We start from the raw sequence: 23,480 nt of genomic DNA, 5'->3' as shown, positions 1-23,480 counted from the left end.
ACAGGATTTTTTGATGGCTCGCTGGTATATCATCCACGCCTATTCGGGTTTCGAGAACAAGGTGAAGGAATCGATCCTCGCCGAGGCGGAACGGACAGGTCTCGACCAGCTGGTCGAGGCGGTCGAGGTTCCGACCGAAACCGTGACCGAGGTCAAGCGCGGCAAGAAGGTGCAGACCGAGCGCAAGTTCATGCCCGGCTATGTCCTCGCCAAGCTGGCGATGAACGACGATGTCTACCACCTCGTCAAGAACACGCCCAAGGTCACCGGCTTTCTCGGCACCAACAACAAGCCGCAGGCCATCAGCGAGAAGGAAGCCGCTCGTTATTTCGGCCAGCGCGACGAAATGGCCGCCGCGCCCAAGCGCGAGATCGACGTCGATTACGAGATCGGCGATTCGGTCAAGGTGCTCGACGGCCCGTTCGCGAGCTTCAACGGCGTGGTCGAGGAACTCGATTTCGACAAGAACAAGGTCAAGGTCAGCGTGTCCATCTTCGGCCGCGCGACGCCTGTGGAACTCGACTTCGAACAGGTCGAGCTTTCCAAGTAAGGGATTTCCCGTCCGGGTTGAAAACCGGCGCGGGAAAGAATGCGGGAGGAAGGCGCTCGTCTTCTGTCTGACCGCTTAACATGACGGCGTCCCGTGGGCGCCCGACAGTGTGAAAAAGGAGTGGCCCCATGGCCAAGAAAATTACCGGTTACATCAAGTTGCAGGTGCCCGCCGGCGCCGCCAACCCGTCGCCCCCGATCGGCCCGGCGCTGGGTCAGCGCGGCGTGAACATCATGGAATTCTGCAAGGCGTTCAATGCCGCCACGCAGGACATGGAAAAGGCGATGCCGATCCCCACGATCATCACCGTCTATGCCGACCGTTCGTTCACCTTCACGACGAAGACGCCGCCCGCGTCCTTCCTCCTGAAGAAGGCTGCGAAGCTGAAGTCGGGTTCGAAGGAGCCGGGCAAGGTTTCGGCCGGAACCATCAAGCGCAGCGAGCTGTCCGCCATCGCCGAACAGAAGATGGCCGATCTCAACGCGAACGACATCGACCAGGCAACCAAGATCATCGAAGGCAGCGCGCGTTCGATGGGTCTCGAAGTGGTGGAGGGCTGAACCCATGGCCAAGCTGACCAAGAAGCAGAAGATGCTCAACGAAAAGCTGGACGCTGAAAAGCTGTACGGCGTGGACGAGGCGCTGCAGACGCTGCGCGATGTGAAGACGACGAAGTTCGACGAGACCATCGAGGTCGCGATGAACCTGGGCGTCGATCCGCGTCACGCCGACCAGATGGTGCGCGGCATGGTGTCGCTGCCCTCCGGCACGGGCAAGGACGTGAAGGTCGCGGTTTTCGCGCGCGGCGACAATGCCGACAAGGCGACCGCCGCCGGGGCCGACAAGGTCGGTGCCGAGGACCTCATGGAAGACATGCAGGCCGGCAATCTCGACTATGACCGCGTGATCGCGACCCCGGACATGATGGGCGTCGTCGGCCGCCTCGGCAAGCTGCTCGGCCCCAAGGGGCTGATGCCGAACCCGAAGCTCGGCACCGTGACCCCGCACGTGGAACAGGCCATCAAGGACGCCAAGGGCGGCCAAGTCGAATTCCGCGTCGAAAAGGCCGGCATCATCCACTCCGGCATCGGCAAGATGTCCTTCACCGACGAACAGCTGAAGGCGAATTTCGACGCTCTGGTGAGCGCGATCGTCAAGGCGAAGCCGTCGGGCGCGAAGGGCAAGTATGTCCGCAAGGTCGCCATGTCCTCGTCGATGGGCCCGGGCCTGAAGATCGACACGGCGGAGGTCGAGGGCGCCTGATCGCTCCTGCGACAATGCCTGAATGAACGGGGCCGGCGGAACGCGTTTCCGCCGGCCTTTTTCGTGCGTGCCGGGGTGGCGACGGGGCCCGTTCGGGAAAGAAGCGGCGCCACACTCGTTGATCAAGCACAACGACACAAACGAAGGATATATCCATGCCGACCGTCTGGCTTATCGTCGTGATCGGGGGGCCGCTGCTTTTGCTGCTGGCGCTTCTGTATTCACGCACGAAGAATCGAAAGAACGAAACCGCCGCGCAGGAACATCGCGCCGACGCGGGCGCGGCCGCGCTGCGCGAGGATATCGAGCACGATCGCGAAATCCGGGAAGAGGACCGCTGAGCGGGTTTCAGATACCGCCGGGCGTGAAATCGTAGCCGAGCTCGCCCAGCCCCTCGCATAGCGTATCCATGCAGCTGGCGAGATCGTCCGCGTCGGTGGAGCGGATCACGAAATTCGCACCGACGCGCCCTTCGCGAAAGAACGGATAGCTTCCGATCTGGCAGTTTTTGTGGGCCTTCTCGACCTCGCGCAGGAGGACCGCGACCTCGCTTTCCGGGATCCAGCCGCCGACTGTCTCAGAGATGAGCGGCGCGCCCCCTTCGAGCGTGCCGGTCAGCGCGTCGAGCATGCCTGCGGTGATATGCGGGACGCCTGCCATCATGAACACGTTGCCGACCCGGATTCCGGGCGCGCCGGACCGTTCGTTCGGAATGAGATCGGCGCCTTGCGGCACGCGCGCCATGCGCAGGCGGCCTTCGTTCAGACCGCCCTTGTTCGCGTAATAGCGTTCCAGCGTCGCGCGGGCTTCGGGATGAATCACCACGTCCACGCCCAATGCGCGGGCCACCGCATCGACCGAAATATCATCGTGGGTGGGGCCGATGCCGCCGGTGGTGAACAGGTAATCGTTGCGCGCGCGCAGCGTGTTCACCGCCTCGACGATGGCATCCATGGTGTCGGCGACCACGCGCACCTCGGCAAGGCGAATGCCCTGCACCTGAAGCCAGCTGGCCACCTGTGCGATATTCTTGTCATGCGTGCGTCCGGACAGGATTTCATCGCCGATGACGATGAGCGCGGCGGTATAGATGCGATCGGTGCTGGCCATGCGGGGGTGATGCCCGCCGCCCCCGTCGCCGTCAAACCAATATCGTCGACTGACGCGGCGGGAACCCGCCCTGCGCCGCGCTGGGTCGTTTGCGCGCGATTATTCGGGGATGAAACCGAACAGATCGTGCGCGTCGGCATCCTCGACACTGGCCATGGCAATATCGCCGGGCACCAGCGCGGGCGACACGTTGCGCAGATAGACGTGGCCGTCGATGTCGGGCGCGTCGGACTGGCTGCGCGCGGTGGCGCCGATGTCGCCGTCCTCGTCCGGTTCGCCGATCTCGTCGATGATGACGGGGAGGGTGCGACCGATCTTCGCCTGCAATTTGGCGGCGCTGATCCGCTCGGTCACTTCCATCAACCGGGCGTAGCGTTCTTCCTTCACCGCTTCGGGCACCGCGCCGGGAAGCGTGTTGGCCTCCGCCCCCTCAACCGGTTCGAAGCGGAAACCGCCGACGCGGTCGAGCTGCGCTTCCTCCAGCCAGTCGAGCAAATAGCGGAAATCATCCTCCGTCTCGCCGGGAAAGCCGACGACGAAGCTGCTGCGCACGGTGATGTCGGGACAGATTTCGCGCCACTTGGCGAGGCGGGAAAGCACCTTCGCCTCGTTCGCGGGGCGCTTCATGGCTTTCAGCACAGACGGGCTGGCATGCTGGAACGGGATGTCGAGATAGGGCGTCACCAGCCCTTCGGCCATGAGCGGGATGACCTGGTCGACATGCGGATAGGGGTAGACGTAATGCAGCCGCACCCACGACGCCATGTCGTCGCCCGTGCGCAGCTGGCCCAGTTCGCGGGCGAGGTCGGTCATGTGGGTGCGCACGGTTTCGCCGTGCCACTGGCGTTCCTCGTGGCGGACGTCCACGCCATAGGCCGAGGTGTCCTGGCTGATGACGAGCAATTCCTTCGTGCCCGCGGCGACGAGCTTTTCCGCCTCGCGCAGGACGGCATCGATCCGGCGGCTGCTGAGCTTTCCGCGCAGCGACGGAATGATGCAGAAGGCGCAGGAATGATTGCACCCTTCCGAAATCTTCAGATAGGAATAATGCCGCGGGGTCAGCTTGATATCGGGCTGCGGCACGAGATCCACGAACGGACCGCGCGCGGCGGGCGCGGCATCGTGCACCGCGCTCACGACCTGCTCATACTGATGCGCGCCGGTCACCGCGAGGATGTCGGGAAAGCGCGCACGGATGGCCTCGGCCTCGTTGCCCATGCAGCCCGTCACGATGACGCGGCCGTTTTCGGCCATCGCCTCGCCGATCGCCTCCAGGCTTTCCTCCTTCGCCGAATCGAGAAAGCCGCAGGTGTTGACCAGCACCACGTCCGCGCCCGCATAATCGGGCGACATGGCATAGCCATCGGCGCGCAGCTTGGTCAGGATGCGTTCGGAATCGACCAGCGCCTTGGGGCAGCCGAGGCTGACCATGCCGATTTTCGGGGCGGCGTCGATCCGGGTGGGGTGGTTCATGGTTTCAGTCATTGCGCCGCGCCTCTACACCCAAGCGCGCGCTGATGCCAGCCGTCGCACCGCCCAAGGGGTACGCGATCGTTTCGTCGCAGCGCAGGAACGCAAAAGCGCCGCGAACTTAATATGTGTTGTCCTGTGGTCTAGCGCGGCGGGATGCGGTAACACGTCACGCGCAGAAGGCGGGAGATTGAATGGGTCCGGTAGATTGGTTCGCGGTGTTTCTGGCCGCTCTGGCCGTGATGGCGGTCGCGGCGGGATGGTACCGGGTCTTCGCACGCCCGCTGGTGCGGCGGGCCGGGCCGGGCGGGCTGGAACTGCGGCGCAGGCCGTTCGTCACCGTGCTCGGCACTTTCGTGCTGGTGCTCGTTTCCGCATCCATGCTCGGCCATATGTTCGCGCGGATCGACCCTGCGAAATGGTGGCTCTACCCGATGATGAGCGGCGGGGTCGCGATCGCCTTCGTCATTCCCGCGCTTTGGACCAATTACCTCCATCAACGCAATCCGCGGCCCATCGCGTTCATCGACGCGGGGTTCTGGTTCCTCGCCTATCTCGCGATGGGGCTGGTGTTCTGGCTGCGAAGCTAGGGGATTACAGGATGCCCGGCCCCTGGTCGGGCGTGGGTTTGATGACGACGATCATGTCGCCCATCTGCACCGATTCGGCCTCCGGCTGCCAATAGCCATAGGCTTCGCCCGCGCGGTAGAGGCGCACGCCGATGCTCCCCGATCCCAGATTGCGCAGCGGCTTGCCCACGTCCTCCTGCCGGGCGGCGCGTTCCACCAGCTGTACGCGCCCCTGCACCGAGGCGAGATCGGCCAGATAATCCGCGACATGCATCCCGCTGGCCGACCCGGCGAGCAGCAAGCCTGTAAACCGCACGGGGTTCAGCACGTTGGTGGCGCCTGCCTGCCGGGCGAGCAATTCGTTGTCGCCGGCCCGCACCACGACCGTGATCGGCACGTCGGGCGCCAGATGCCGCACGGTCAGCACGATGAGGATGGACGCATCGTCGCGCCCGGCGGACACGAGCACGGTGGATGCCTGGTTGATCCGCACGTCCTGCAGCGATTCGTCGCGGGTCGCATCGGCGTTTATCACGTTGCAGCCCATCTGTTCGGCGAGTTTCAGCCGTTCCTCGTCTGGGTCCATGACCACGATGCAATCGGGATCGGTGCCCCGCGCGATCAGCTCGCGCACGCTTTCCGAACCCGACACGCCAAAGCCCAAGACCACGACATGGTTGGTCAGCCGGTCCTGAATTCGGGCCATACGCCATTTCTCCCAGCTTCGCTTGATGATGAAATTATACGCCGTGCCGACGAAGATGAAGAGCACGGCAAAGCGGATCGGCGTCACGATCACCGCCTCGACCAGGCGGGCGCGGTCGGACACCGGGGCGATATCGCCGAACCCCGTCGTCGTGATGGAGATCATGGTGAAATAGACGACGTCGAGGAAACTGACCTCGCCATCGACATTGTCCACCAGCCCGTTGCGGTCCCACCAGTGGATCATGACCACGGCAAAGACGAGGAACACCGCCGCGAACACCCGAATGCCCGCATCCGCCCACACCGGTACCTTCACCCTGCGGCGAAGCGGCTGGTGGATCTTGGGCCGGTCGGGGCGGGCAGGGGGCATCATCGGATCAGCTGTCGCCCCGATACCGTTCGTGCAGCCGTTCGAGCGATGGATAATGCGTCAGGTCGAGCTGCAACGGGGTGACGGCGATGAAACCATCCTCCCCCGCCTCCAGATCGGTTTCGTGTCCCGGCGTATGCTCCACCGATTCCAGCCCGAACCAGAAATAGGGAAAGCCGCGCGGATCGACGCTTTCGACGAGCGTGCCACGGCTGTAATCGTGGAACCCCTGCCGCACGACGCGAATGCCCTCCACCTCGTCGGCGGGACGCGCGGGAAAGTTCACGTTGACCAGCGTGCGTTCGGAAAACTCCATGTCGAGCAACGGTCGCAGCGCGCGCGCGCCCCATTGTTCCGCCGCGTCGAACGATACATCGCCGCCTTTCCCCTTGGCATAGATCTGCGACAGCGCGATGGAGCGGATGCCGGCGAGCGTGCCCTCGATCGCGGCGGAGACGGTGCCGGAATAGGTGATGTCGTCGCCCTGATTGGCGCCGCGATTGACGCCGGACAGGATGAGATCGGGTTTTTCCGGCATCACCTTGCGCAGCGCCATCGTCACCGAATCGGTGGGCGTGCCGCTGACCGAAAAGCGGCGCTCGTCATGCTGGCGCAGGCGCACCGGGCGGTTGAGCGTGAGCGAATGGCCCGCGCCCGACTGTTCCTCCGCAGGGGCGACGATCCAGATATCGTCCGACAATTGCCGCGCGATGCGTTCCAGCACGCCAAGCCCCGGCGCATGAATACCATCGTCATTGGTAAGCAATATGCGCATCAGCCCATCACCTCCAGCTTCACCATGCCGCCGGTATACGGGTGCAGCGCGTCGGGCAGAATGACCGAGCCGTCCTCCTGCTGTCCGTTTTCGAGGATCGCCACCAGCGTGCGCCCGACCGCGAGGCCCGACCCGTTCAACGTGTGGACGAATTCCGTTTTCTTCGCGCCGTCGGGGCGGAAACGGGCGTTCATCCGGCGGGCCTGATACGCGCCGCAATTGCTGATCGAGGAAATCTCGCGATAGGCGTTCTGTCCCGGCAGCCAGACCTCCAGATCGTAGGTCTTGCGCGCGGTGGCGCCCATGTCGCCCGCACACAGCAACATCTTGCGATAGGGCAGGTCGAGCGCGCGGAGCACCGCTTCTGCCGCCTGCGTCATGGCCTCGTGCATGGCGTCCGATGCATCGGGCGCGGTGATCGCGACGAGCTCCACCTTGTCGAACTGGTGCTGCCGGATGAGGCCGCGCGTGTCGCGCCCGGCCGAACCTGCCTCCGACCGGAAACAGGGGGTGAGCGCGGTCATGCGGATGGGCAGGGCATCCACCTCCACGATACGGTCGCGCACCGCATTGGTCAGCGATACCTCCGCCGTCGGGATGAGCCAGCGGCCATCGGTGGTCTGGAACAAATCCTCTGAAAATTTGGGGAGCTGGCCCGTGCCGAACACGGCCTCGTCCCGGACGAGCAGCGGCGGCGCGCATTCGGTGAAGCCCGCGGCGGTCTGCATGTCGAGCATGAAGGCACCCAATGCCCGGTTCAGCCGCGCCATCTGTCCGCGCATGAAGGTGAAACGCGCGCCGGCGATGTCCGCGCCGGTTTCGAAATCCATGCCCAGCGCGGGCGCGAAATCGGCGTGTTCGCGCGGGGTGAAGGCGAATTCGCGCGGGGTGCCGTGGCGCGAAAGCTCGACATTGTCGCTTTCGTCCTGACCGGCGGGGACATCGTCGGCGGGCAGGTTGGGGAGCGCTGCAAGCATGGCGGCCTGCTGCTCGTTCAGCGCCCGCTCCTCCGCCTCCATCTGCGGCAGCGATTGCTTGAGCGCGGCAACCTCCGCCTTCAGCCGGTCGGCGGTTTCGGTGTCGCCCTGTCCCATCGCCTTGCCGATGGCCTTGGATGCCTCGTTGCGGCGGCTTTGACCGTCCTGCATCGCGGTGGTCACCTTGCGCCGTTCCTCGTCGAGCGCGAGGATCTGCGCGGCGGCAGGACCGGCACCGCGGCGGGCGAGGGCGGCGTCGAATTGTTCAGGATTATCCCGGATCAGGCGAATGTCGTGCATGCGGGCCGCTATGGCCCGCGTGCGCGCCGCTTGTCCAGTGGACTTGTGCCCAGCCGGGCCCGCCCGCGGCGGCGAGGCGTCAGCGCACAGGCCGCATCGTGCTGCGCGCGATCTTCCCGACGAGCGGCATCATGCCGGGATAGCTCGCCCTGTTATAGACCGAGGCGGCCTCCAGCTCGCGTGCCATGCGGGCATGCGCGCGGCCGAGGTTGTGATAGGGCACGCTCGGCAGGAGATGATGCAGCGCGTGGTAACGCAGGCCCACCGGCGCCCACAGCGGGGCGAGCGCACTTGGCGGCGGGACATTCACCGAATCGAGATATTGCGCGGTCACCGACAGCGCCTCGCCCTCGTTCTCCCACAGATGCGCGACCAGCGTGCGCAGCTGGTTGAGCACGCTGATTCCCGAATGCACGGCGATGAAGCAGGCGAGCGGCACCCACCCGAACACGAACACGCTCCCGATGAGTGCCCAGGCCCACAGGCAGGCGCCAATTTCGAGCGCGATCCAGCGGCGCCGCAGTGTGTCCGCCGGCGCGCGGCGGCGATAGGCGGGATTGATCGCAAGCGACGAAAACCGTTCGCGCACGAAACGCCGCACCGGCGGGAAAAGCGCGGCCAAGGGCGCCAACATGCCGAACCGCAGGATCAGCCCGACCGGAAGCAGCAGCGCCATCACCACGAACAGCGGCAAGGTCCACGGTTTCATCAGCGCGAGCGGCAGATATTCGGGATCCTCCGCCGTGCCGTAACGGGTACGGGCGTGATGCTGCGTATGCACCTCTTCGTACATGAAGGACGGCACCATCAAAGGCACGCCGACGAGCGCGTTCCATGCGAGGCGGAAACCGGGCACGGAATCCTCCTTCATATGGCTGAGCTCGTGAATGAAGCTGACCGCGCGATAAAGGGAAAGCATGGCGACAAGGCCGAGCAGCACCCGCGCCGCAACGCCGTCCACCACCATCGTAGCGAGCAGCGCACCATAGCCCAGAAGTGCGGAACCCAGCATGTCGGCCCAGTAGATGCGCGCATCGTGCCGCGCCAGATCGCGTGCCAGTGTCGCGGCGAGCCGCAGCATGTCGCGATCGTCGGCGACGACCGGGCGCACCCGCACGGGGGCCGCCGCGCCGTGATCCGTCACGTCACCATGCGGTACGTCGCGCACCAGGTTTTTCGACAGTTCCATTATCCATACGTCCCATCGCGAATATCATCGCCGCCGCAAGAGATGGCGACACCGGGGCCATCCGCAAGGGTCGTGCGAATGGGGCCGGCACGATGTCCCATATCGAAACCGGCCCTTATCCGCGATGAACGATGCGCGCATCGCGTGCTTTTCCGGTCACATCAGATGCGTTCGGGATACACCGGAACGATATCGACCGGAATCGCATCCATCGTGCCGATTACCCGACGCGCCGGTTCGTCCAGCCGGGCCCAGCGGTCGAAGAAGGCCTTCGTCCCCGCATAATCGCCGCGCGCCTGCAGCATGAGCTGATCGTGGAGGAGATCGCGCAAACCCGCCTCCATCGCGGCGTCGTCGATGACGAAGCGCCCCGATGCGGGATCGAAGGCAAAGGCGCCCTTGTCCTTGAGATAGCCATATTGGAGCGCCGCGCCCTTGCCGTGCGCCTCCTGCACGCCAAAGCGCACCGAACGGAAGATCCCGGCCATGTAGGTCGCGAAAAGCTGCGATTTTTCCGCCGCCGGCAATTCGCCCCGCTCCATCATGTAGAGGAGGTTCCACACGCCCATGACGTCGGCCTTCGCCTCCTCCAGCGCGGAATATTGATCGCGCAATTCCTCGTTCACCGTGGTCTGGCGGCCATCCACGGTGATCGTGCCCGGCCCGAGGCTGTGCGACAATTCGTGGAACAACGTCGACAGCTGCATATATTTGCGCGCGACCATCCCGGCCTGCTGCGGCATGAGCACGAGCGGCGCCATCGGCGACAGGATGCGATCGTATTTCGCGCCCAGCACGTTGGACAGGATCACCTTCTTCGCGCCCTTTGCCTCGCGCACACGCTCGTCATTGGGCAGGTTGAAGGCGATGGTCTGCACGCCCGGCACGTTGTCGCCGCCGCCGTGAATCTGTTCGGCGACCGCGATGGGGCTTTCGAAACCGCGGCTGAAATTCTTGTAGCGATCCTCGATCGGCAGGTTCGCTTCCATGTCGCGCAGATAGCCCTTGTACCGGTCGAGCGCGGCGGATTCCTCCGGGTCTTTCAGCGTGACGAAGCTTTCGAACGCGGTCTTCGTGCCGTACAGCCGGTCGGTATAGACCTCGTACGGCCCGATCGCGACCTCGATCGGCGTGCCGGAAAGATCCATCCAGGCCAACTCGCTCTCGAAATAATCGTCGGTGCGGAACGCCTCCGCACGCAGGGCGAGGAAGCGTTTGAGGCTGGCGTTGCTCGTCCGCGCGGATGCCTGTTCGAGCAGGCGCGCCGCCGGTTCAAGCCATTCGCGATACGCCACCGAATAGGGCCCCGCGACGAGTCGGTCGCCCTCGCGCCGCACGACGGTATAGGGGCTGCGCAGCGCATCGGCCTGATCCGGGTGGGCCGCGACATAGGCGTCGAATTCGGCGCGCGTCATGTCGGCGGGATAGAAGCCGGCACCCTCGGGCATCGGCGCGCCGCCGAAGAACGGGTGCAATTCCTCGATCGCGTCATATTGCCCGAAATTGCGGTCGAACATTTCGAGCAGGAGATCGCGGTCGGGCCGGTCGCTGGCCGCGATGGCGGCGCGCACGGCGGGATTGTTCGGATCGCGCTGCCGCAGGTAAATCTCGTCCATGAGGTCCGACGCCTGGATGAGGAGGTTCACGACGTCGCGTTCCTCCGCATTCAAAAACGCCGTCTCGGGCGCCATGTCGATCACCGCCAGCTTGCCGAGCTGCGTATCGAGGGCATATCCGTCGGAGGCCGGCGCGACCGGGGCGATCGGCGCGGTGGCGGGGGAGGGGGCGGTGTGCCCCGCGCAGGCGGCGGTGGCAAGCAACAGGGGGACGAGCGCGAGACGCATCGGATTGTTTCCTTTCATCGGCGATCCTCTCGAATGAAACCTTTTCGCCGCCTTAGCCCGAAGCGGCTCCGCTGTCATCATTGCCGGAGGGCGCGCCCGCTCCCGCCGGCACGATGCCCGCGCCGCGCAGGAAGAAATCGACCCGTTCGTCGAGGTCGAGCGCGCCGCTGGCGAAATGGGGCCCGCCGGTAATCGCCTCGATCTGGAATTCGTGAAAGACGATGCTGAAAAACACGCGGGCGAGCAGCGCGGGCGGCGCGGCAAGCGATTGCCCGCCCGCCTCGACCTCGCTGAAAAGCTGCGAGAGCCGCGTCCGCAACTTGCTCAGGATAGCCTCGTGGAACGCCTGACCGAATTTGGGGTCGTCGATGCTGCGCGCGATCACGATGCGCCATATCGCCATGGTCGCGGGGTCCAGCATGTGGGCGGACAGCTGCTGCGCCAGCAGGCGAAGCTTCTCATCCAGCGCGAGATCGAGCGCGGCGACCGAGACCACGATCTGCTCGCCGGAATTGGGCGCACGAAGCACCACCGCGGCGAGCAGCCCGTCCTTGTTCCCGAACAGCTTGTACAAGGTGGTGAGCGACCCGCCGGCCTGTTTGACCACGTCGGACAGCGCGGTCGCCTCGAAGCCCTTTTCGATGAAGAGCGCGTGGGCCGCTTTGATAAAGGCGTCGTGACGGGCGTGTAGCCGCCCATCGACGGCGCCCGGCTCGCACCCTGTCGGACAAAGTTCGTCGTTCACCGTACAGCCCCCATTGCCTTCTTCTTATGTAATGCCTATTACATATCTCGCATTTGCACAATAGCTGGGCATAATCCTTGAAAATCAAATCCTTTCTCGTCGCCGCCGTCGTGGCCCTTTCCGGTTGTGGAACCGAGTCGCCGCCGGAGCCTCAGGCGATCCCTGTCGAAACGCTGATTGTCGAGGCGCAGGCCGTGCCCAACATCGTCGAATTGCCGGGGCGTGTCGAATCCATGCGCACCGCGGAGGTCCGGGCCCGCGTGACCGGCATCGTGCAGAGTCGCCTTTACGAGGAAGGCACCGACGTGCGCGAAGGGCAGCCGCTCTTCCGGATCGACCCGGCCGAATTGCGCGCCAGCTACAATCAGACAGATGCCGCGTTGCAGCGCGCCCGCGCGACCGCGGCCAATGCCCGCGCCGTCGTCGAGCGGTATCGCCCGCTGGTCGAAGAAAACGCCATCAGCCGTCAGGAATACGACGCCGCACTCGCCGCATCGCGCGAGGCGGCCGCCAATGTCGCACAGATCGAGGCACAGCTTCAGGCGGCCTCGCTCCAACTGGGCTATACCACCGTGCGCGCCCCGATTTCGGGCCGGGCGAGCAGCGCCCAGGTCACCGAAGGCGCGCTCGTCAGCCAGGCGGAGGGCACGTTGATGACCCGTATCGAACAGGTCAGCCCGGTCTATGTGACATTCTCGCAATCGGTCTCGGAATTGCAGACGGTCCGCCGCCGCGTCGCCTCGGGCGAGCTTGACTTTGCCGATGACGAGCAGATCGAAGTTTACCTGACCCTGCCCGACGGGACGGAATATGGCGTGCCCGGGCTTGTCGACTTTCTCGACTTCTCGGTCGATGCGGAAACCGGCACGGTCGCGCTGCGTGCGCGCTTCGCCAATCCCGACCGGCTGTTGCAGCCCGGCGAATTCGTGCGCGGGCGGTTCCGGGTCGGCGATCTCAACAATGCGATCGCGGTGCCGCAATCGGTCGTGAACATCGGCGAGACGGGGGGCAGCGTGCTGCTCGTATCGCCGGACGATACGGTGATGGCGCGGCCTGTGGAGCTGGGCGAGATGGTCGACGGCAAATGGATCGTGACTTCCGGTCTGGAGCCGGGCGACGAGGTCATTACCAATAATTTGCAAAAGCTGCGTCCCGGCATGCCCGTTGCGCCCACCCCGAAAAATGCGCCCGCGCGACGACCGGCGCCCGCTTCCGCCGCGACGCGCACCGATGCCCCCGGCGAACGCAGCGGGGCGGCCGCCGCCCGGCCCCGGGCCCAGGCGGAGTAAGCGCCAGTGCCACGCTTTTTCATCGACAGGCCCGTCTTCGCATGGGTCGTATCGCTTTTCATCCTGCTTGCGGGGTTCATCGCCCTGCGCGCCCTCCCGATCGAGCAATATCCGTCGGTCGCTCCGCCATCGCTTTCCATTTCGGTGGTCTATCCCGGTGCCGATGCGCAAACGCTCGAGGAAAACGTCACCCAGGTCATCGAACAGCAGATGAACGGGGTCGAAGGCTTCCTCTACATGGCGTCGAGCAGCTCCTCCAACGGTTCGGCCAGCATCACGCTCACCTTCGAATCGGGCACTGATATCGATATCGCGCAGACGGAAGTGCAGAACCGGCTTTCCACGGTCGAGGCCCGTCTTCCCGAAGCCGTGCGCCGGCAGGGCATCACCGTGCGTCAGGCCAATTCCGGCTTTCTGATGATCCTCGCGCTGACCTCGAAATCGGGTGAGACGGATAGTGTCGAGCTTGGCAATATCGCCTCGGTCCGGGTAGTGGACGAATTGCGCCGCGTCGAAGGGGTGGGCGATGTGCAGCTGTTCGGTTCGCCCTATGCCATGCGCGTCTGGCTCGATCCCGACAAGCTGGCATCCTACGGCATCGCGCCGAGCCAGGTCGTCGCCGCCATTTCGGAACAGAACAGCCAGGCCGCGGGCGGCTCCATCGGCGCCGCGCCGGTGATGGAGGGGCAGCAGATCACCGCCAATATCCGCACGCAGGGCCGCTTTACCAAGGTTGAGGAGTTCGAGAACATCATCCTGCGCTCCACCACGGGGGCCGCGGCGGTCCGGCTTCGCGACGTAGCGCGCGTGGAACTGGGCGCGCAGACCTATACCCGCAATGCCGAACTCAACGGACAGCCGATGGCCGGCATGGCGGTGCAGCTTGCCACGGGGGCGAACGCGCTCGCCACGGCGGAGGGCGTGCGCGAACGCATGGAGCAGATCGGGCAGAACCTTCCCGACGATGTCGAATGGTCGATCCCCTATGACACGACGCCGTTCGTCGCGCTTTCGGTCGAGGAGGTCGTCAAGACCTTGATCGAGGCGATGATCCTCGTCTTCCTCGTGATGTTCCTGTTTCTTCAGAACTGGCGTGCGACGATGATCCCGACGCTGGTCGTGCCGATCGCGCTGGCGGGCGCGTGCGCCGGGTTGCTGATGTTCGGCTTCTCGATCAACGTGCTGACCCTGTTCGGGATGGTGCTGGCCATCGGTATCCTGGTCGACGACGCCATCGTCGTGATCGAGAATGTCGAACGCATCATGCACGAGGAAGGGCTCGGCCCGATCCCCGCCACGCGCAAGGCGATGGACCAGATTACCGGCGCCATCATCGGCATCACGCTGGTGCTTGTCGCGGTGTTCGTGCCGATGGCGTTCTTCCCCGGATCGACGGGTGGAATCTATCGGCAATTCGCCGTCACGCTCGCGATCTCGATCTTCTTTTCCGCCGTGATGGCGCTCGTCCTGACCCCGGCTTTGTGCGCGCATTTCCTCAAACCGGGGCGCGGCGGGGCGGCGAGGGATGCGGCGGACGAACCGCAGGACGCGCCGGCCGGCTGGCGCGGACGGGTTCGCCGGGTCACGGCCCGTTCGGGCAGGGTGCTCGAACGGTTCAACCACTGGTTCGACAGGACCACGCGCCGCTATACCCGCGCCAATGACCGTATCCTGTCGCGGCCCATGCGGGCGCTGGCCGTGTTCGGCGCCCTGGTCGTGGTGACGGCGTTCCTGTTCACGCGCATTCCGGGCGGCTTTCTCCCGACGGAGGATCAAGGCTATCTCATCACCGTGGTGCAGGCGCCTGCCGGCAGCACGGCGGAGCGGACCGATGCCGCGGTCGAACGGATCCAGGATTTCTGGGCACAGCAGGAGGAGGTTCGCGACGTCGTCACGATCCACGGTTTCAGCTTTTTCGGCCAGGGTGAGAACAATGCGATGATGTTCGCCGTGTTCAAGGACTGGAGCGAGCGGGGCGGCGGCGAACATTCGGCCGGCGCCATTGCCGAACGGCTGGGCGGGTTCCTGATGACCATCGACGATGCGCTGGCCTTTCCGGTGCAGCCGCCGCCGATCAGCGCGCTCGGCAATGCGAGCGGCTTTTCCATGAAGCTGGAGGATCGCGCCGGGCTTGGCCGGGACGTGCTGACCTCCGCGCGGGACCAATTGCTTGCCGCCGCGTCGCAAAGCCCGGTGATCAGCAATCTTCGGCCCGAGGATCAGCAACCCGCCCCGCAGGTCGCGCTCGACATCGACCGGCTGCAGGTCCGCGCGCTCGGTCTTTCGATGAGCGATGTGAACAATGCCCTCGCGACCAATTTCGGCTCCGCCTATGTCAACGACTTCAACCGGCAGGGCCGCGTGCTGCAGGTGCTCGCGCAGGCCGATGGGGAGAGCCGTCGTTCGCCCGAGGATATTCTGGCGCTCCGCATCCCCAATGCGCAGGGCGACCTCGTGCCTTTCAGCGCCTTTGCCGATGCGGAATGGACCGCTGCGCCGCCCGCGCTGGCCCGCTACAACGGCTATCCGGCGATGACGCTTTCGGGCGAGGCGGCCGAAGGCTATGCCTCGGGCGCCGCGCTGACGGAGATGGAGCGGCTGGCACAGGAATTGCCCGAGGGCATCGGGTACGAATGGACCGGCCTCTCGTTCGAGGAACAGCAGGCATCGGGGCAGATCGGCCTGTTGCTCGGGCTTTCCGCGCTGATCGTGTTCCTGCTGCTGGCCGCGCTTTACGAAAGCTGGGCGGTGCCGGTGTCGGTGCTGCTGATCGTGCCGATGGGTATTCTGGGCGCGGTGATCTTCACCTGGTTGCGCGGGTATAGCGCCGACATCTATTTCAATGTCGGCCTCATCACCATTATCGGCCTTGCGGCAAAGAACGCGATCCTCATCGTCGAATTCGCGATCGAGGAGGAAGAGGCGGGCAAATCGCCGCTGGACGCGGTGAAGGCCGCGGCGCGGTTGCGCCTGCGCCCTATCATCATGACCTCGCTCGCGTTCATTTTGGGCATGGTGCCGCTGGTGCTGTCCACAGGGGCCGGCGCGGCCAGCCGGCAGGCGGTCGGCACGGGCGTCATGGGCGGGATGATCTTCGCCACCGCGCTCGGCATTTTCCTGATCCCTGTGCTTTACCTGCTCGTGCGGCAATACCTCAGCCGGAAGAAACCCGTCGGTGCCGGGCCGCACGATGCCATGGCAGCGGAGGAACGCGCATGAAAAAGCTTCTGATCGCCGGACTTTTGGCGAGCGCGCTTTCGGGCTGCGTCAATCTCGCGCCCGAACATGTCCGGCCCGAACCGCCCGTGCCCGCAGGCTACGACCATGCCTATCGCCCCGACGGGACGGTCGTGGCCTCGCGGTTGGGGTGGCGCGAATATCTCACCGATCCGCGGCTCCAGATGCTCATCGCGAGCGCGCTTGAAAACAATCGCGATCTCGTCGCCGCGACGGCACGAATTGAGCAGGCGCGCGCACGCTACCGGATCGAGAATGCGGACCGTCTGCCGCAGGTCGTCGCCACCGGCTCGGCCACGCGCACGCGCACCCCGTTGCAGACGCAGCCGGTCGGTGCGGGCACACCGGCCTCCGGCTCCGTCACGTTCAATCGTTACGACATCGGCATCGGGGCGAGCGCGTTCGAGCTCGATTTCTGGGGCCGCGTCGCCAATCAGAGCGAAGCGGCACGCGCGCGTTACCTGTCCACCATCGCGGCGCAGCGTTCGTTCTATCTCTCGCTCATCGCCGATGTCGCGACCCGCTATTTCGAGCTGATCGAAAGCGGGGAGCAGGTCGCGCTCGCCGAACAGACGGTGGAAAGCCGGGCCGAAGGCTTGCGCATCGCGGCGCTGCGGCTCGATGCGGGGGTGACATCCGGCCTTCCGTACCGGCAGGCGGAAAGCCTGTTGACCTCGGCGCAGCAGCAGCTCGTCGCGGAGAAGCTGAACGCCGCGCAATTGCGCAATCTGTTGCAGGTGCTGGTGGGCGGGCGCCTGCCGCCATCGCTTCCCGAGGGGTTGTCGCTGGACGAGCAGGCGGCACCGGTGCGCATCGATGCCGGCTTACCGTCGGATCTGCTGCTGGCCCGGCCCGACATCGTCGCGGCGGAGGAAACGCTGCGCGCGGCGCGGGCCGATATCGGGGCCGCACGGGCCGCGTTCTTCCCCAGCATATCGCTCACCGGGACGGCGGGGCTCGCCTCTGCCGACATTGGCGACTTGTTCGATACGGGCAATGCGCTCACCTGGACGTTCGGCCCGTCGATCAACCTGCCGATCTTCGACAACGGACAGCGCGATGCCAATCTCGCGCTTGCCCGCGCGACGGAGGCGGAGCTGCTCGCCAATTACGACCGCACGGTGCAGACCGCGTTCCGCGAGGTTTCGGACGGGCTCGCCGGGCGCCGCTATCTGGCCGAGCAGGTCGAGACGTTGCAGCGCGGCGTCGCGGCACAGCAGCGGATCGCGCGCATCGCCCGGCTGAGGTATCGCGAAGGGGTGGCCGATTATCTCGAAGTGCTGGACGCGGAGCGCAGCCTGTTTTCGGCGCAGCAGCAATTGCTGTCCACGCGGCGCGCGCTTTATCAGAACGACGTGAATTTGTTCGTCGCTCTGGGCGGTGGGTTCGGCGAGGCGGAAACGCCCGCGCCCTGAACCGGTGAAGGGGCGCGTTTGCCGCGTTCCCCTTTCGCCAAGACTTCAGCCAGCCGCGATCCGCGCATTGCGCCTGTCGATCAGCGCCCCGATCCGCGACAGCGACGCCAGCGCCATGAACAGCGGTTCGAGGTGCCCGTCGATGTGAAGCCCGCCAAGCCCCGCCCCGTCGAGCAGGCGCAGGCGCTCCTCGTTAATGGCGTGATAGCCGTCCAGCCGCTGCACGCTGCCATCGGCGAAGGTGATGTCGAGCGTGAACGGTTCGAGCAGGTCGTGCCGCCGCAGCGCATCGAAGAACCCCGACGAATCGCGATAGCCCGCGTCGAGCGCGGCCAGTTTTTCGCGCACCGAATCCAGGAACGGGGTCGCCGCGCCATCGTCGTCGAACACGCGCACGCCCTGCGCCTCGTCCGCGCCGACGATGCGGGGATGGGCGGAGTCGACCTGCAACTCGTCGCGATTATCGCCATCGCCCGACCGTCCGATCAGGAACGGCTGCACATCCAGGGCGAGCGGCTTGTACGATGCGTCCCATTCGCCGTTTTCGACGAACAGGTTTTCCCCGGCCTCGAATCCGAACAGCGCGATCGCATCGAAACTGTCGCGTTCCACGTCGAGGCGGAAGAGAATGGGGAAGCAATCCTGCACCCGGCGAAACTCGCTCGGCACGGCGAGACAGGCCATGATGCCATCGCCAAGATCGTCGGACACGCCGGTCCGCACGCGAAGATCGCGATGAGTCACAGGGTCGAGGGGGGAGGGGCTGGTCATGTCGGGCTTTCTCGCATCTGTTGGTCCCGCGATGCCGGTGTCCGGCGGGCGCGGGAAAGGGGCGGTCGAACAGCGAACGGACGCGGCGGCCATTCGTGCCCGAACCGGGGAGCGCCCCTGCGTAAAGCATATCCGCCCCCGCTTCGTCAGCGGTGAATTCGTGCAACGGCGAAATAATCCCGTTGCCCCCGTCGAAGCGCTAAAGAAACAGCGCGCGAACCCGGGCGGTTCGCGCGCTGTCGTGCAACGGTGGGGGCATCCTCTCCCAAGGATACGCCTCATGCGGTGGGGGTTTTCGCCCTCTTATCCCGCGCGGCCGAGCCGGTGCAGCAAATTGGCGTATTTCTGCGATTCCGCCGGATCCTCGCAATTGCGGGCATAGGCGGCAACCGCGGTTTTCAGTAAGGGAAAATCGGAGTTCGAGAAAATCGCACGGGGGCGTTCGGCGGTCTTGATGTCGTCGCTCATGATGGTCTCTCCTTCGCTGTGCCTTATGCGGCGAATTGGTTCATGGTGTTATTGGCGCCGCCGGCCTTCAACGCGGCCTCGCCCGCGAAATAGTCCTTGTGATCGTCGCCGATGTCGCTGCCCGACATGTTCTGATGCTTCACACAGGCGATACCCTCGCGGATTTCCTTGCGCTGCACCCCCTTCACATAGCCGAGCATCCCTGCCTCGCCGAAATATTCGCGCGCCAGATTGTCGGTCGACAAGGCCGCGGTGTGATAGGTCGGCAAGGTGATCAGGTGATGGAAAATGCCGGCCCGCGCCGCCGCGTCGCGTTGGAACGTGCGGATCTTCTCGTCCGCTTCGGCGGCAAGCTCGGTCGCGTCGTAATCCGCGCTCATCAACCGGGCGCGGTCGTATTGCGCGACATCGCGGCCGTCGGCCTCCCACGCATCGAACACCTGCTGACGGAAGTTCAGCGTCCAGTTGAAGCTGGGCGAATTGTTGTAGACCAGCTTTGCATCGGGCACGACCTCGCGGATGCGGTCGACCATGCCGGCGATCTGTTCGACATGCGGCTTCTCCGTCTCGATCCAGAGCAGGTCGGCGCCGTTCTGAAGGCTGGTGATGCAGTCGAGCACGACGCGGTCCTCCCCCGATCCGGCGCGGAACTGATACAGGTTCGACGGCAGGCGGCGCGGGCGCAGCAGCTTTCCATCGCGGCTGAGGAAGACGTCCCCGTTGCGGATGCTGGCGGGATCGACCTCCTCGCAATCGAGGAAGCTGTTGTACTGATCGCCCAGATCGCCTTCCTCCCGCGTATAGGCGATCTGCTTCGTCAGCCCGGCGCCCAGCGAATCGGTGCGCGCGACGATGATCCCGTCATCCACGCCCATTTCGAGGAACGCGTAACGGATCGCGCGGATCTTCTGCAAAAAATCCTCGTGCGGGACGGTAACCTTGCCGTCCTGGTGGCCGCACTGCTTCTCGTCCGAAACCTGGTTCTCGATCTGCAGCGCGCAGACGCCCGCCTCGATCATCTGCTTGGCAAGGAGATAGGTCGCCTCCGCATTGCCGAAGCCTGCGTCGATGTCGGCGATGATGGGCACGACGTGGCTTTCGTAATTGTCGATGGCATGTTCGAGCCGCTTCGCCTCGACCGTGTCGCCGCCCTCGCGCGCGGTGTCGAGATCGCGAAACATCATGCCGAGCTCGCGCGCATCGGCCTGCTTCAGGAAGGTGTAGATCTCCTCGATCAGCGCGGGAACGGTCGTCTTTTCATGCATCGACTGATCCGGAAGCGGGCCGAATTCGCTGCGCAAGGCGGCGACCATCCAGCCGGAAAGGTAGAGGTAGCGCCCCTTCATGCTGCCGAAATGCTTCTTGATGCTGATCATCTTCTGTTGCGCGATGAACCCGTGCCAGCAGCCCAGCGACTGCGTATATTGCGACGGGTCGGCATCGTAGGCGGCCATGTCGCGGCGCATGACGGCGGCGGTATGCCGTGCAATGTCCAGCCCGGTGCGGAATCGGTTCTGCAGGCGCATGCGGGCCGCGCTCTGCGCATCGATGGCGGTCCACGGCGCGCCATTGCCGGCGATCGTGTCCTGCAAACCGGCGATTGTGTTCTGATAGCCCATGATCGATTCCTCGGTAAATCCTGTGTCTGTCCAGGGTGATGCCTGCATGCGAGCGACGGCGACATCGGGTGCGGTGTCACCATGTCAAACTTTACAAATGCTCCCTGTATTGTTGTAAGGTTGTGGACAGAGCGCATCGCCATCGCCGCCGGGGAGAACCATCGTGACACGCAAGGCATTGTTCATGGGCCCGCGCCTCAAACGGGTGCGGCGCGACATGGGGCTGACGCAGGCGAACATGGCCGCGGATCTGGAGATCAGCGCATCCTATGTCGCGTTGATGGAACGCAATCAGCGGCCGGTCACGGCGGAACTGCTGCTCCGCCTGGCCGCGACGTACAAGATCGACATCGCCAGCCTCGCCGACGACGGGAGCGAGGAATTGGGCAAGCGGCTCAAGGGTATCATGCGTGAGCCGATGTTCGCCGATATCGACCTGCCCGCGCTCGACATGGCGGATATCGCCACGAGCTATCCCGGCTTTGCCGAGGCGTTCCTGCGGCTCCACACCGCGTTCAGCGAGGAACAGATGACGCTTGCGCAGCGGCAGGCGCACGGGGCGGGCGAAGCGCTGCCCGACCCGGTGGGAGAGGCGCGCGCGTTTCTCGCCGCGCGGCGCAACTGCTTTCCCCTGCTGGACGAGGCGGCGGAGGCAGCGGCGCGCGAAATGGGCAAGGGCGCGCCCGACCTCGCCGCGCTGGTGGACAGGCTCGACAAAAGGCACGGGCGCAAGGTGCGTTTCATCGACCCTGCGGTCATGCTGGGCGCGCTGCGCTGGCACGACAGGCATCGCGAACAGGTGCTGATTTCCGACAGGCTGAACGGGTCGGGCCGGCGCTATCAACTCGCGCTGCAACTCGCTTTGCTGGAGGCGCGGCCCGCGATTTCCGCGCAATTGTCCGAGGGACGCTTTACCGGCGACAATGCGCAGCGCATGGCACGGCGCGCGCTGGCCAATTACTGGGCCGCGGCGGTGCTGATGCCGTATCGCGCGTTCTTACGGGCGGCGCGCGAACATCTGCACGACATCGAGGTTCTCTCCCGCCTGTTCGGATGCAGCTTTGAACAAATCGCCCACCGCCTGACCACCATGGGCCGCAGCGGGGAGGAAGGCGTGCCGTTCTTCTTCCTGCGCGTGGACGAGGCGGGAAATGTGTCGAAACGGCTCGACGGGGCGGGGTTCCCGTTTGCGCGCACGGGCGGATCGTGCCCGCTGTGGAACGTGCATTCGGCCTTTCGCACGCCGGGGCAGGTGGTGACGCAATCGCTCGAACTTCCCGATGGGCAGCGGTTCTTTTCCATCGCGCGAACTGTCGAGGCGGGGGGCGGGGCGCATGATGCGCCGCGTGCGGTCCGGGCCGTGGCGCTTGCCTGCGCGGCGGAACACGCCGATCGGCTGGTCTATGCGCGCGGGCCGAACATCGCACCGACGCCCATTGGCGTTGCCTGTCACCTGTGCCACCGGCCGCATTGCATCGCCCGCGCCGCGCCGCCGATCGGCCGCGAAATGCGCCCCGATGAAAATCGCGAGACCGGCGTACCCTTCGCCTTCGCAACCGATTGAATGGCGTTCAGACGAGGTCGATCTTCGCGCTGCGCCGGCGGAAAAGCCGGAAACTCTCGCTGATGAGCACGAGCAGGAGCCCCGTCGCGCCCAGGAGAAAAAGCGCCGCGCCGAGCGGTTGCGCCGTGCCGTTATAGGCCGCGCCGATAAGTCCGCCCAAGAGCGCGCCGCCGCCCACCCGGATCGACGTTTGGAGCGACGACGCAGAGCCCGCGATCCGCGCGAAAGGCTGCAATGCGATGGAGCTGAAATTCGCGCCGAGAAACCCGATCAGCGCCATGTTCACCATCATGAACGGCAGGAACAGCGCCAGCGAATCGGGATAGAACGTCGCCGCCGCCCATTGCCCGCCGCCCGACGCCACGAAGATCAGCAGCGCGACATGGCTCACCGGGCGGGCGCCGAAACGTTCGACGATGCGCGAATTGATGAAATTGGTCGCCGCCATCGACACCGCGAGCAGCCCGAAGATCAACGGGAAACGCCGCCCCTGCTCGAAATGCCCGCCAATGAGCTGCTCGCTCATGTTGATGAAGCCATACAGCCCGCCGAACACCAGCATCGCGCCGAACACATAACCCAGCGCATCGCGATTGGTGAGCACGAGGCGGAAATTATGCGCGATACGGCGCGGCTGCAATTGTTGCCTGTCTTCGGGCGCGAGCGTTTCGGACAGGCGCAGCCCGGTCCACACGAACATCATGCCAGACAATCCCGCCAGAAGTCCGAAGATCCAGCGCCAGTCGGCGATGAGCAGGATCCCCTGCCCGACCGTGGGGGCCAGGATCGGCACGATCATGAACACCATCGCGATGAGCGATACGGTGCGCGCCATGCGGTCGCCTTCGAACCGGTCGCGCACGACCGCATTGGCCACCACGCCGCCCGCCGACGACACCACCCCGTGGAAGAAACGCAAGATCAGCATCACGCCGAAATCCTGCGCCAGCACGCAGGCGAAGCTCAGCGCGCAATAGCACGCGATCCCGCCCAGAAGAACGGGTTTGCGCCCAAACCGATCGGCGAGAAAGCCGAACGCCAGCGATCCGATACCCATGCCCAGAAGATAGGTCGACACGACGAGCTGCCGGTCATTGGGGTCACTCGTCCCCAGATCCGACGCGATCTCGCCGAGCGCGGGCAGCATCGTATCGATGCCCAGCGCCTGCAGCGCCATCATCATCGCCAGCATCGCGACGAATTCGACATCGCCCAGGACGATCGGTTTTTTCTTGGAAAGGGTCACA

At 65.1% G+C, this 23,480-nt stretch carries 21 protein-coding genes; 9 read left to right on the top strand and 12 right to left on the bottom strand.

Annotated elements, in window-relative coordinates; genetic code table 11:
* The first annotated feature begins 13 nt into the window (after positions 1-13).
* The 4 genes from nusG (at position 14) to K4G67_RS02855 (ending at position 2,154) form a co-directional block, all read left to right on the top strand.
* A complete protein-coding gene (gene nusG / locus K4G67_RS02870; protein WP_202083138.1) occupies positions 14-550 on the top strand; it encodes a transcription termination/antitermination protein NusG in 537 nt (178 codons plus the stop codon).
* A 128-nt stretch (positions 551-678) separates the two neighbouring features.
* A complete protein-coding gene (gene rplK / locus K4G67_RS02865) occupies positions 679-1,110 on the top strand; it encodes a 50S ribosomal protein L11 (protein ID WP_202083140.1) in 432 nt (143 codons plus the stop codon).
* Between the two features lie 4 nt (positions 1,111-1,114).
* Positions 1,115-1,813, top strand: coding sequence for a 50S ribosomal protein L1 (gene rplA, locus K4G67_RS02860; protein ID WP_239804889.1), 699 nt, complete (start codon positions 1,115-1,117; stop codon positions 1,811-1,813).
* Positions 1,814-1,968: 155 nt separating this feature from the next.
* The gene (locus K4G67_RS02855) at positions 1,969-2,154 is read left to right on the top strand and encodes a hypothetical protein (protein ID WP_239804888.1); all 186 of its coding nucleotides are present in this window, start codon (positions 1,969-1,971) and stop codon (positions 2,152-2,154) included.
* Positions 2,155-2,161: 7 nt separating this feature from the next.
* Here K4G67_RS02855 and K4G67_RS02850 read toward each other — a convergent pair whose 3' ends face one another.
* Together K4G67_RS02850 and rimO are read right to left on the bottom strand one after the other, a co-directional pair.
* Positions 2,162-2,923, bottom strand: a complete 762-nt coding sequence (locus K4G67_RS02850) for a competence/damage-inducible protein A (protein WP_239804887.1) — start codon at positions 2,921-2,923, stop codon at positions 2,162-2,164.
* 99 nt (positions 2,924-3,022) lie between these two features.
* Entirely contained in the window at positions 3,023-4,408 is a 1,386-nt protein-coding gene (rimO, locus tag K4G67_RS02845; RefSeq protein ID WP_239804886.1) for a 30S ribosomal protein S12 methylthiotransferase RimO, read from the bottom strand.
* A gap of 179 nt (positions 4,409-4,587) precedes the next feature.
* Between rimO and K4G67_RS02840 the strand changes: the two genes are divergently transcribed.
* Positions 4,588-4,983, top strand: coding sequence for a DUF1761 domain-containing protein (locus K4G67_RS02840; protein WP_202083148.1), 396 nt, complete (start codon positions 4,588-4,590; stop codon positions 4,981-4,983).
* 4 nt (positions 4,984-4,987) lie between these two features.
* On the opposite strand, the gene K4G67_RS02835 is transcribed toward K4G67_RS02840, so the two are convergent.
* The 6 genes from K4G67_RS02835 to K4G67_RS17635 form a co-directional block, all read right to left on the bottom strand.
* Positions 4,988-6,043: a potassium channel family protein gene (locus K4G67_RS02835; RefSeq protein ID WP_420829980.1), complete on the bottom strand. Its 1,056-nt coding sequence runs from the start codon at positions 6,041-6,043 to the stop codon at positions 4,988-4,990.
* A 4-nt stretch (positions 6,044-6,047) separates the two neighbouring features.
* The gene (surE, locus tag K4G67_RS02830) at positions 6,048-6,815 is read right to left on the bottom strand and encodes a 5'/3'-nucleotidase SurE (RefSeq protein ID WP_239804885.1); all 768 of its coding nucleotides are present in this window, start codon (positions 6,813-6,815) and stop codon (positions 6,048-6,050) included.
* The gene (gene serS, locus K4G67_RS02825; protein WP_239804884.1) at positions 6,815-8,092 is read right to left on the bottom strand and encodes a serine--tRNA ligase; all 1,278 of its coding nucleotides are present in this window, start codon (positions 8,090-8,092) and stop codon (positions 6,815-6,817) included. Before serS ends, surE begins: the two co-directional genes overlap by 1 nt.
* Positions 8,093-8,171: 79 nt before the next feature.
* Entirely contained in the window at positions 8,172-9,281 is a 1,110-nt protein-coding gene (locus K4G67_RS02820; RefSeq protein WP_420829979.1) for a fatty acid desaturase family protein, read from the bottom strand.
* Positions 9,282-9,442: 161 nt separating this feature from the next.
* Positions 9,443-11,143: a dipeptidyl-peptidase 3 family protein gene (locus K4G67_RS02815; protein WP_239804883.1), complete on the bottom strand. Its 1,701-nt coding sequence runs from the start codon at positions 11,141-11,143 to the stop codon at positions 9,443-9,445.
* Between the two features lie 34 nt (positions 11,144-11,177).
* Positions 11,178-11,870 (bottom strand): TetR/AcrR family transcriptional regulator, encoded by a 693-nt coding sequence (locus tag K4G67_RS17635; protein WP_239804882.1) that lies wholly within the window; start codon positions 11,868-11,870, stop codon positions 11,178-11,180.
* Positions 11,871-11,947: 77 nt separating this feature from the next.
* Here K4G67_RS17635 and K4G67_RS02805 point away from each other — a divergent pair, with 77 nt between their 5' ends.
* The 3 genes from K4G67_RS02805 to K4G67_RS02795 are packed head-to-tail and all read left to right on the top strand — an operon-like array spanning position 11,948 to position 17,811.
* Complete coding sequence (locus K4G67_RS02805; protein ID WP_239804881.1) at positions 11,948-13,159, top strand: efflux RND transporter periplasmic adaptor subunit; 1,212 nt, start codon at positions 11,948-11,950, stop codon at positions 13,157-13,159.
* A 6-nt stretch (positions 13,160-13,165) separates the two neighbouring features.
* Positions 13,166-16,378, top strand: coding sequence for a multidrug efflux RND transporter permease subunit (locus tag K4G67_RS02800; protein WP_239804880.1), 3,213 nt, complete (start codon positions 13,166-13,168; stop codon positions 16,376-16,378).
* On the top strand, positions 16,375-17,811 hold the full coding sequence (locus K4G67_RS02795; RefSeq protein ID WP_239804879.1) for an efflux transporter outer membrane subunit: 1,437 nt from the start codon (positions 16,375-16,377) through the stop codon (positions 17,809-17,811). The genes K4G67_RS02800 and K4G67_RS02795 overlap by 4 nt, the downstream gene beginning before the upstream one ends.
* Positions 17,812-17,856: 45 nt before the next feature.
* Here K4G67_RS02795 and K4G67_RS02790 read toward each other — a convergent pair whose 3' ends face one another.
* The 3 genes from K4G67_RS02790 to K4G67_RS02780 form a co-directional block, all read right to left on the bottom strand.
* Positions 17,857-18,582: a SapC family protein gene (locus tag K4G67_RS02790; protein ID WP_239804878.1), complete on the bottom strand. Its 726-nt coding sequence runs from the start codon at positions 18,580-18,582 to the stop codon at positions 17,857-17,859.
* Between the two features lie 303 nt (positions 18,583-18,885).
* Positions 18,886-19,050: a hypothetical protein gene (locus tag K4G67_RS02785; protein WP_239804877.1), complete on the bottom strand. Its 165-nt coding sequence runs from the start codon at positions 19,048-19,050 to the stop codon at positions 18,886-18,888.
* 23 nt (positions 19,051-19,073) lie between these two features.
* Positions 19,074-20,669 carry an isocitrate lyase gene (locus K4G67_RS02780; RefSeq protein ID WP_239805086.1) on the bottom strand — a complete coding sequence of 532 codons (1,596 nt, stop codon included), beginning with the start codon at positions 20,667-20,669 and terminating at the stop codon, positions 19,074-19,076.
* Between the two features lie 184 nt (positions 20,670-20,853).
* Between K4G67_RS02780 and K4G67_RS02775 the strand changes: the two genes are divergently transcribed.
* Positions 20,854-22,233 carry a helix-turn-helix domain-containing protein gene (locus K4G67_RS02775; RefSeq protein ID WP_239805085.1) on the top strand — a complete coding sequence of 460 codons (1,380 nt, stop codon included), beginning with the start codon at positions 20,854-20,856 and terminating at the stop codon, positions 22,231-22,233.
* A gap of 7 nt (positions 22,234-22,240) precedes the next feature.
* Here K4G67_RS02775 and K4G67_RS02770 read toward each other — a convergent pair whose 3' ends face one another.
* On the bottom strand, positions 22,241-23,479 hold the full coding sequence (locus K4G67_RS02770) for a multidrug effflux MFS transporter (RefSeq protein ID WP_239804876.1): 1,239 nt from the start codon (positions 23,477-23,479) through the stop codon (positions 22,241-22,243).
* Between the last annotated feature and the right edge of the window lies 1 nt (position 23,480).

It is taken from the genome of Croceicoccus hydrothermalis (assembly GCF_022378335.1).
In the GTDB taxonomy this organism is placed as follows: Bacteria; Pseudomonadota; Alphaproteobacteria; order Sphingomonadales; family Sphingomonadaceae; genus Croceicoccus; species Croceicoccus hydrothermalis.
This window is presented reverse-complemented; position numbering and strand designations above follow the sequence as displayed.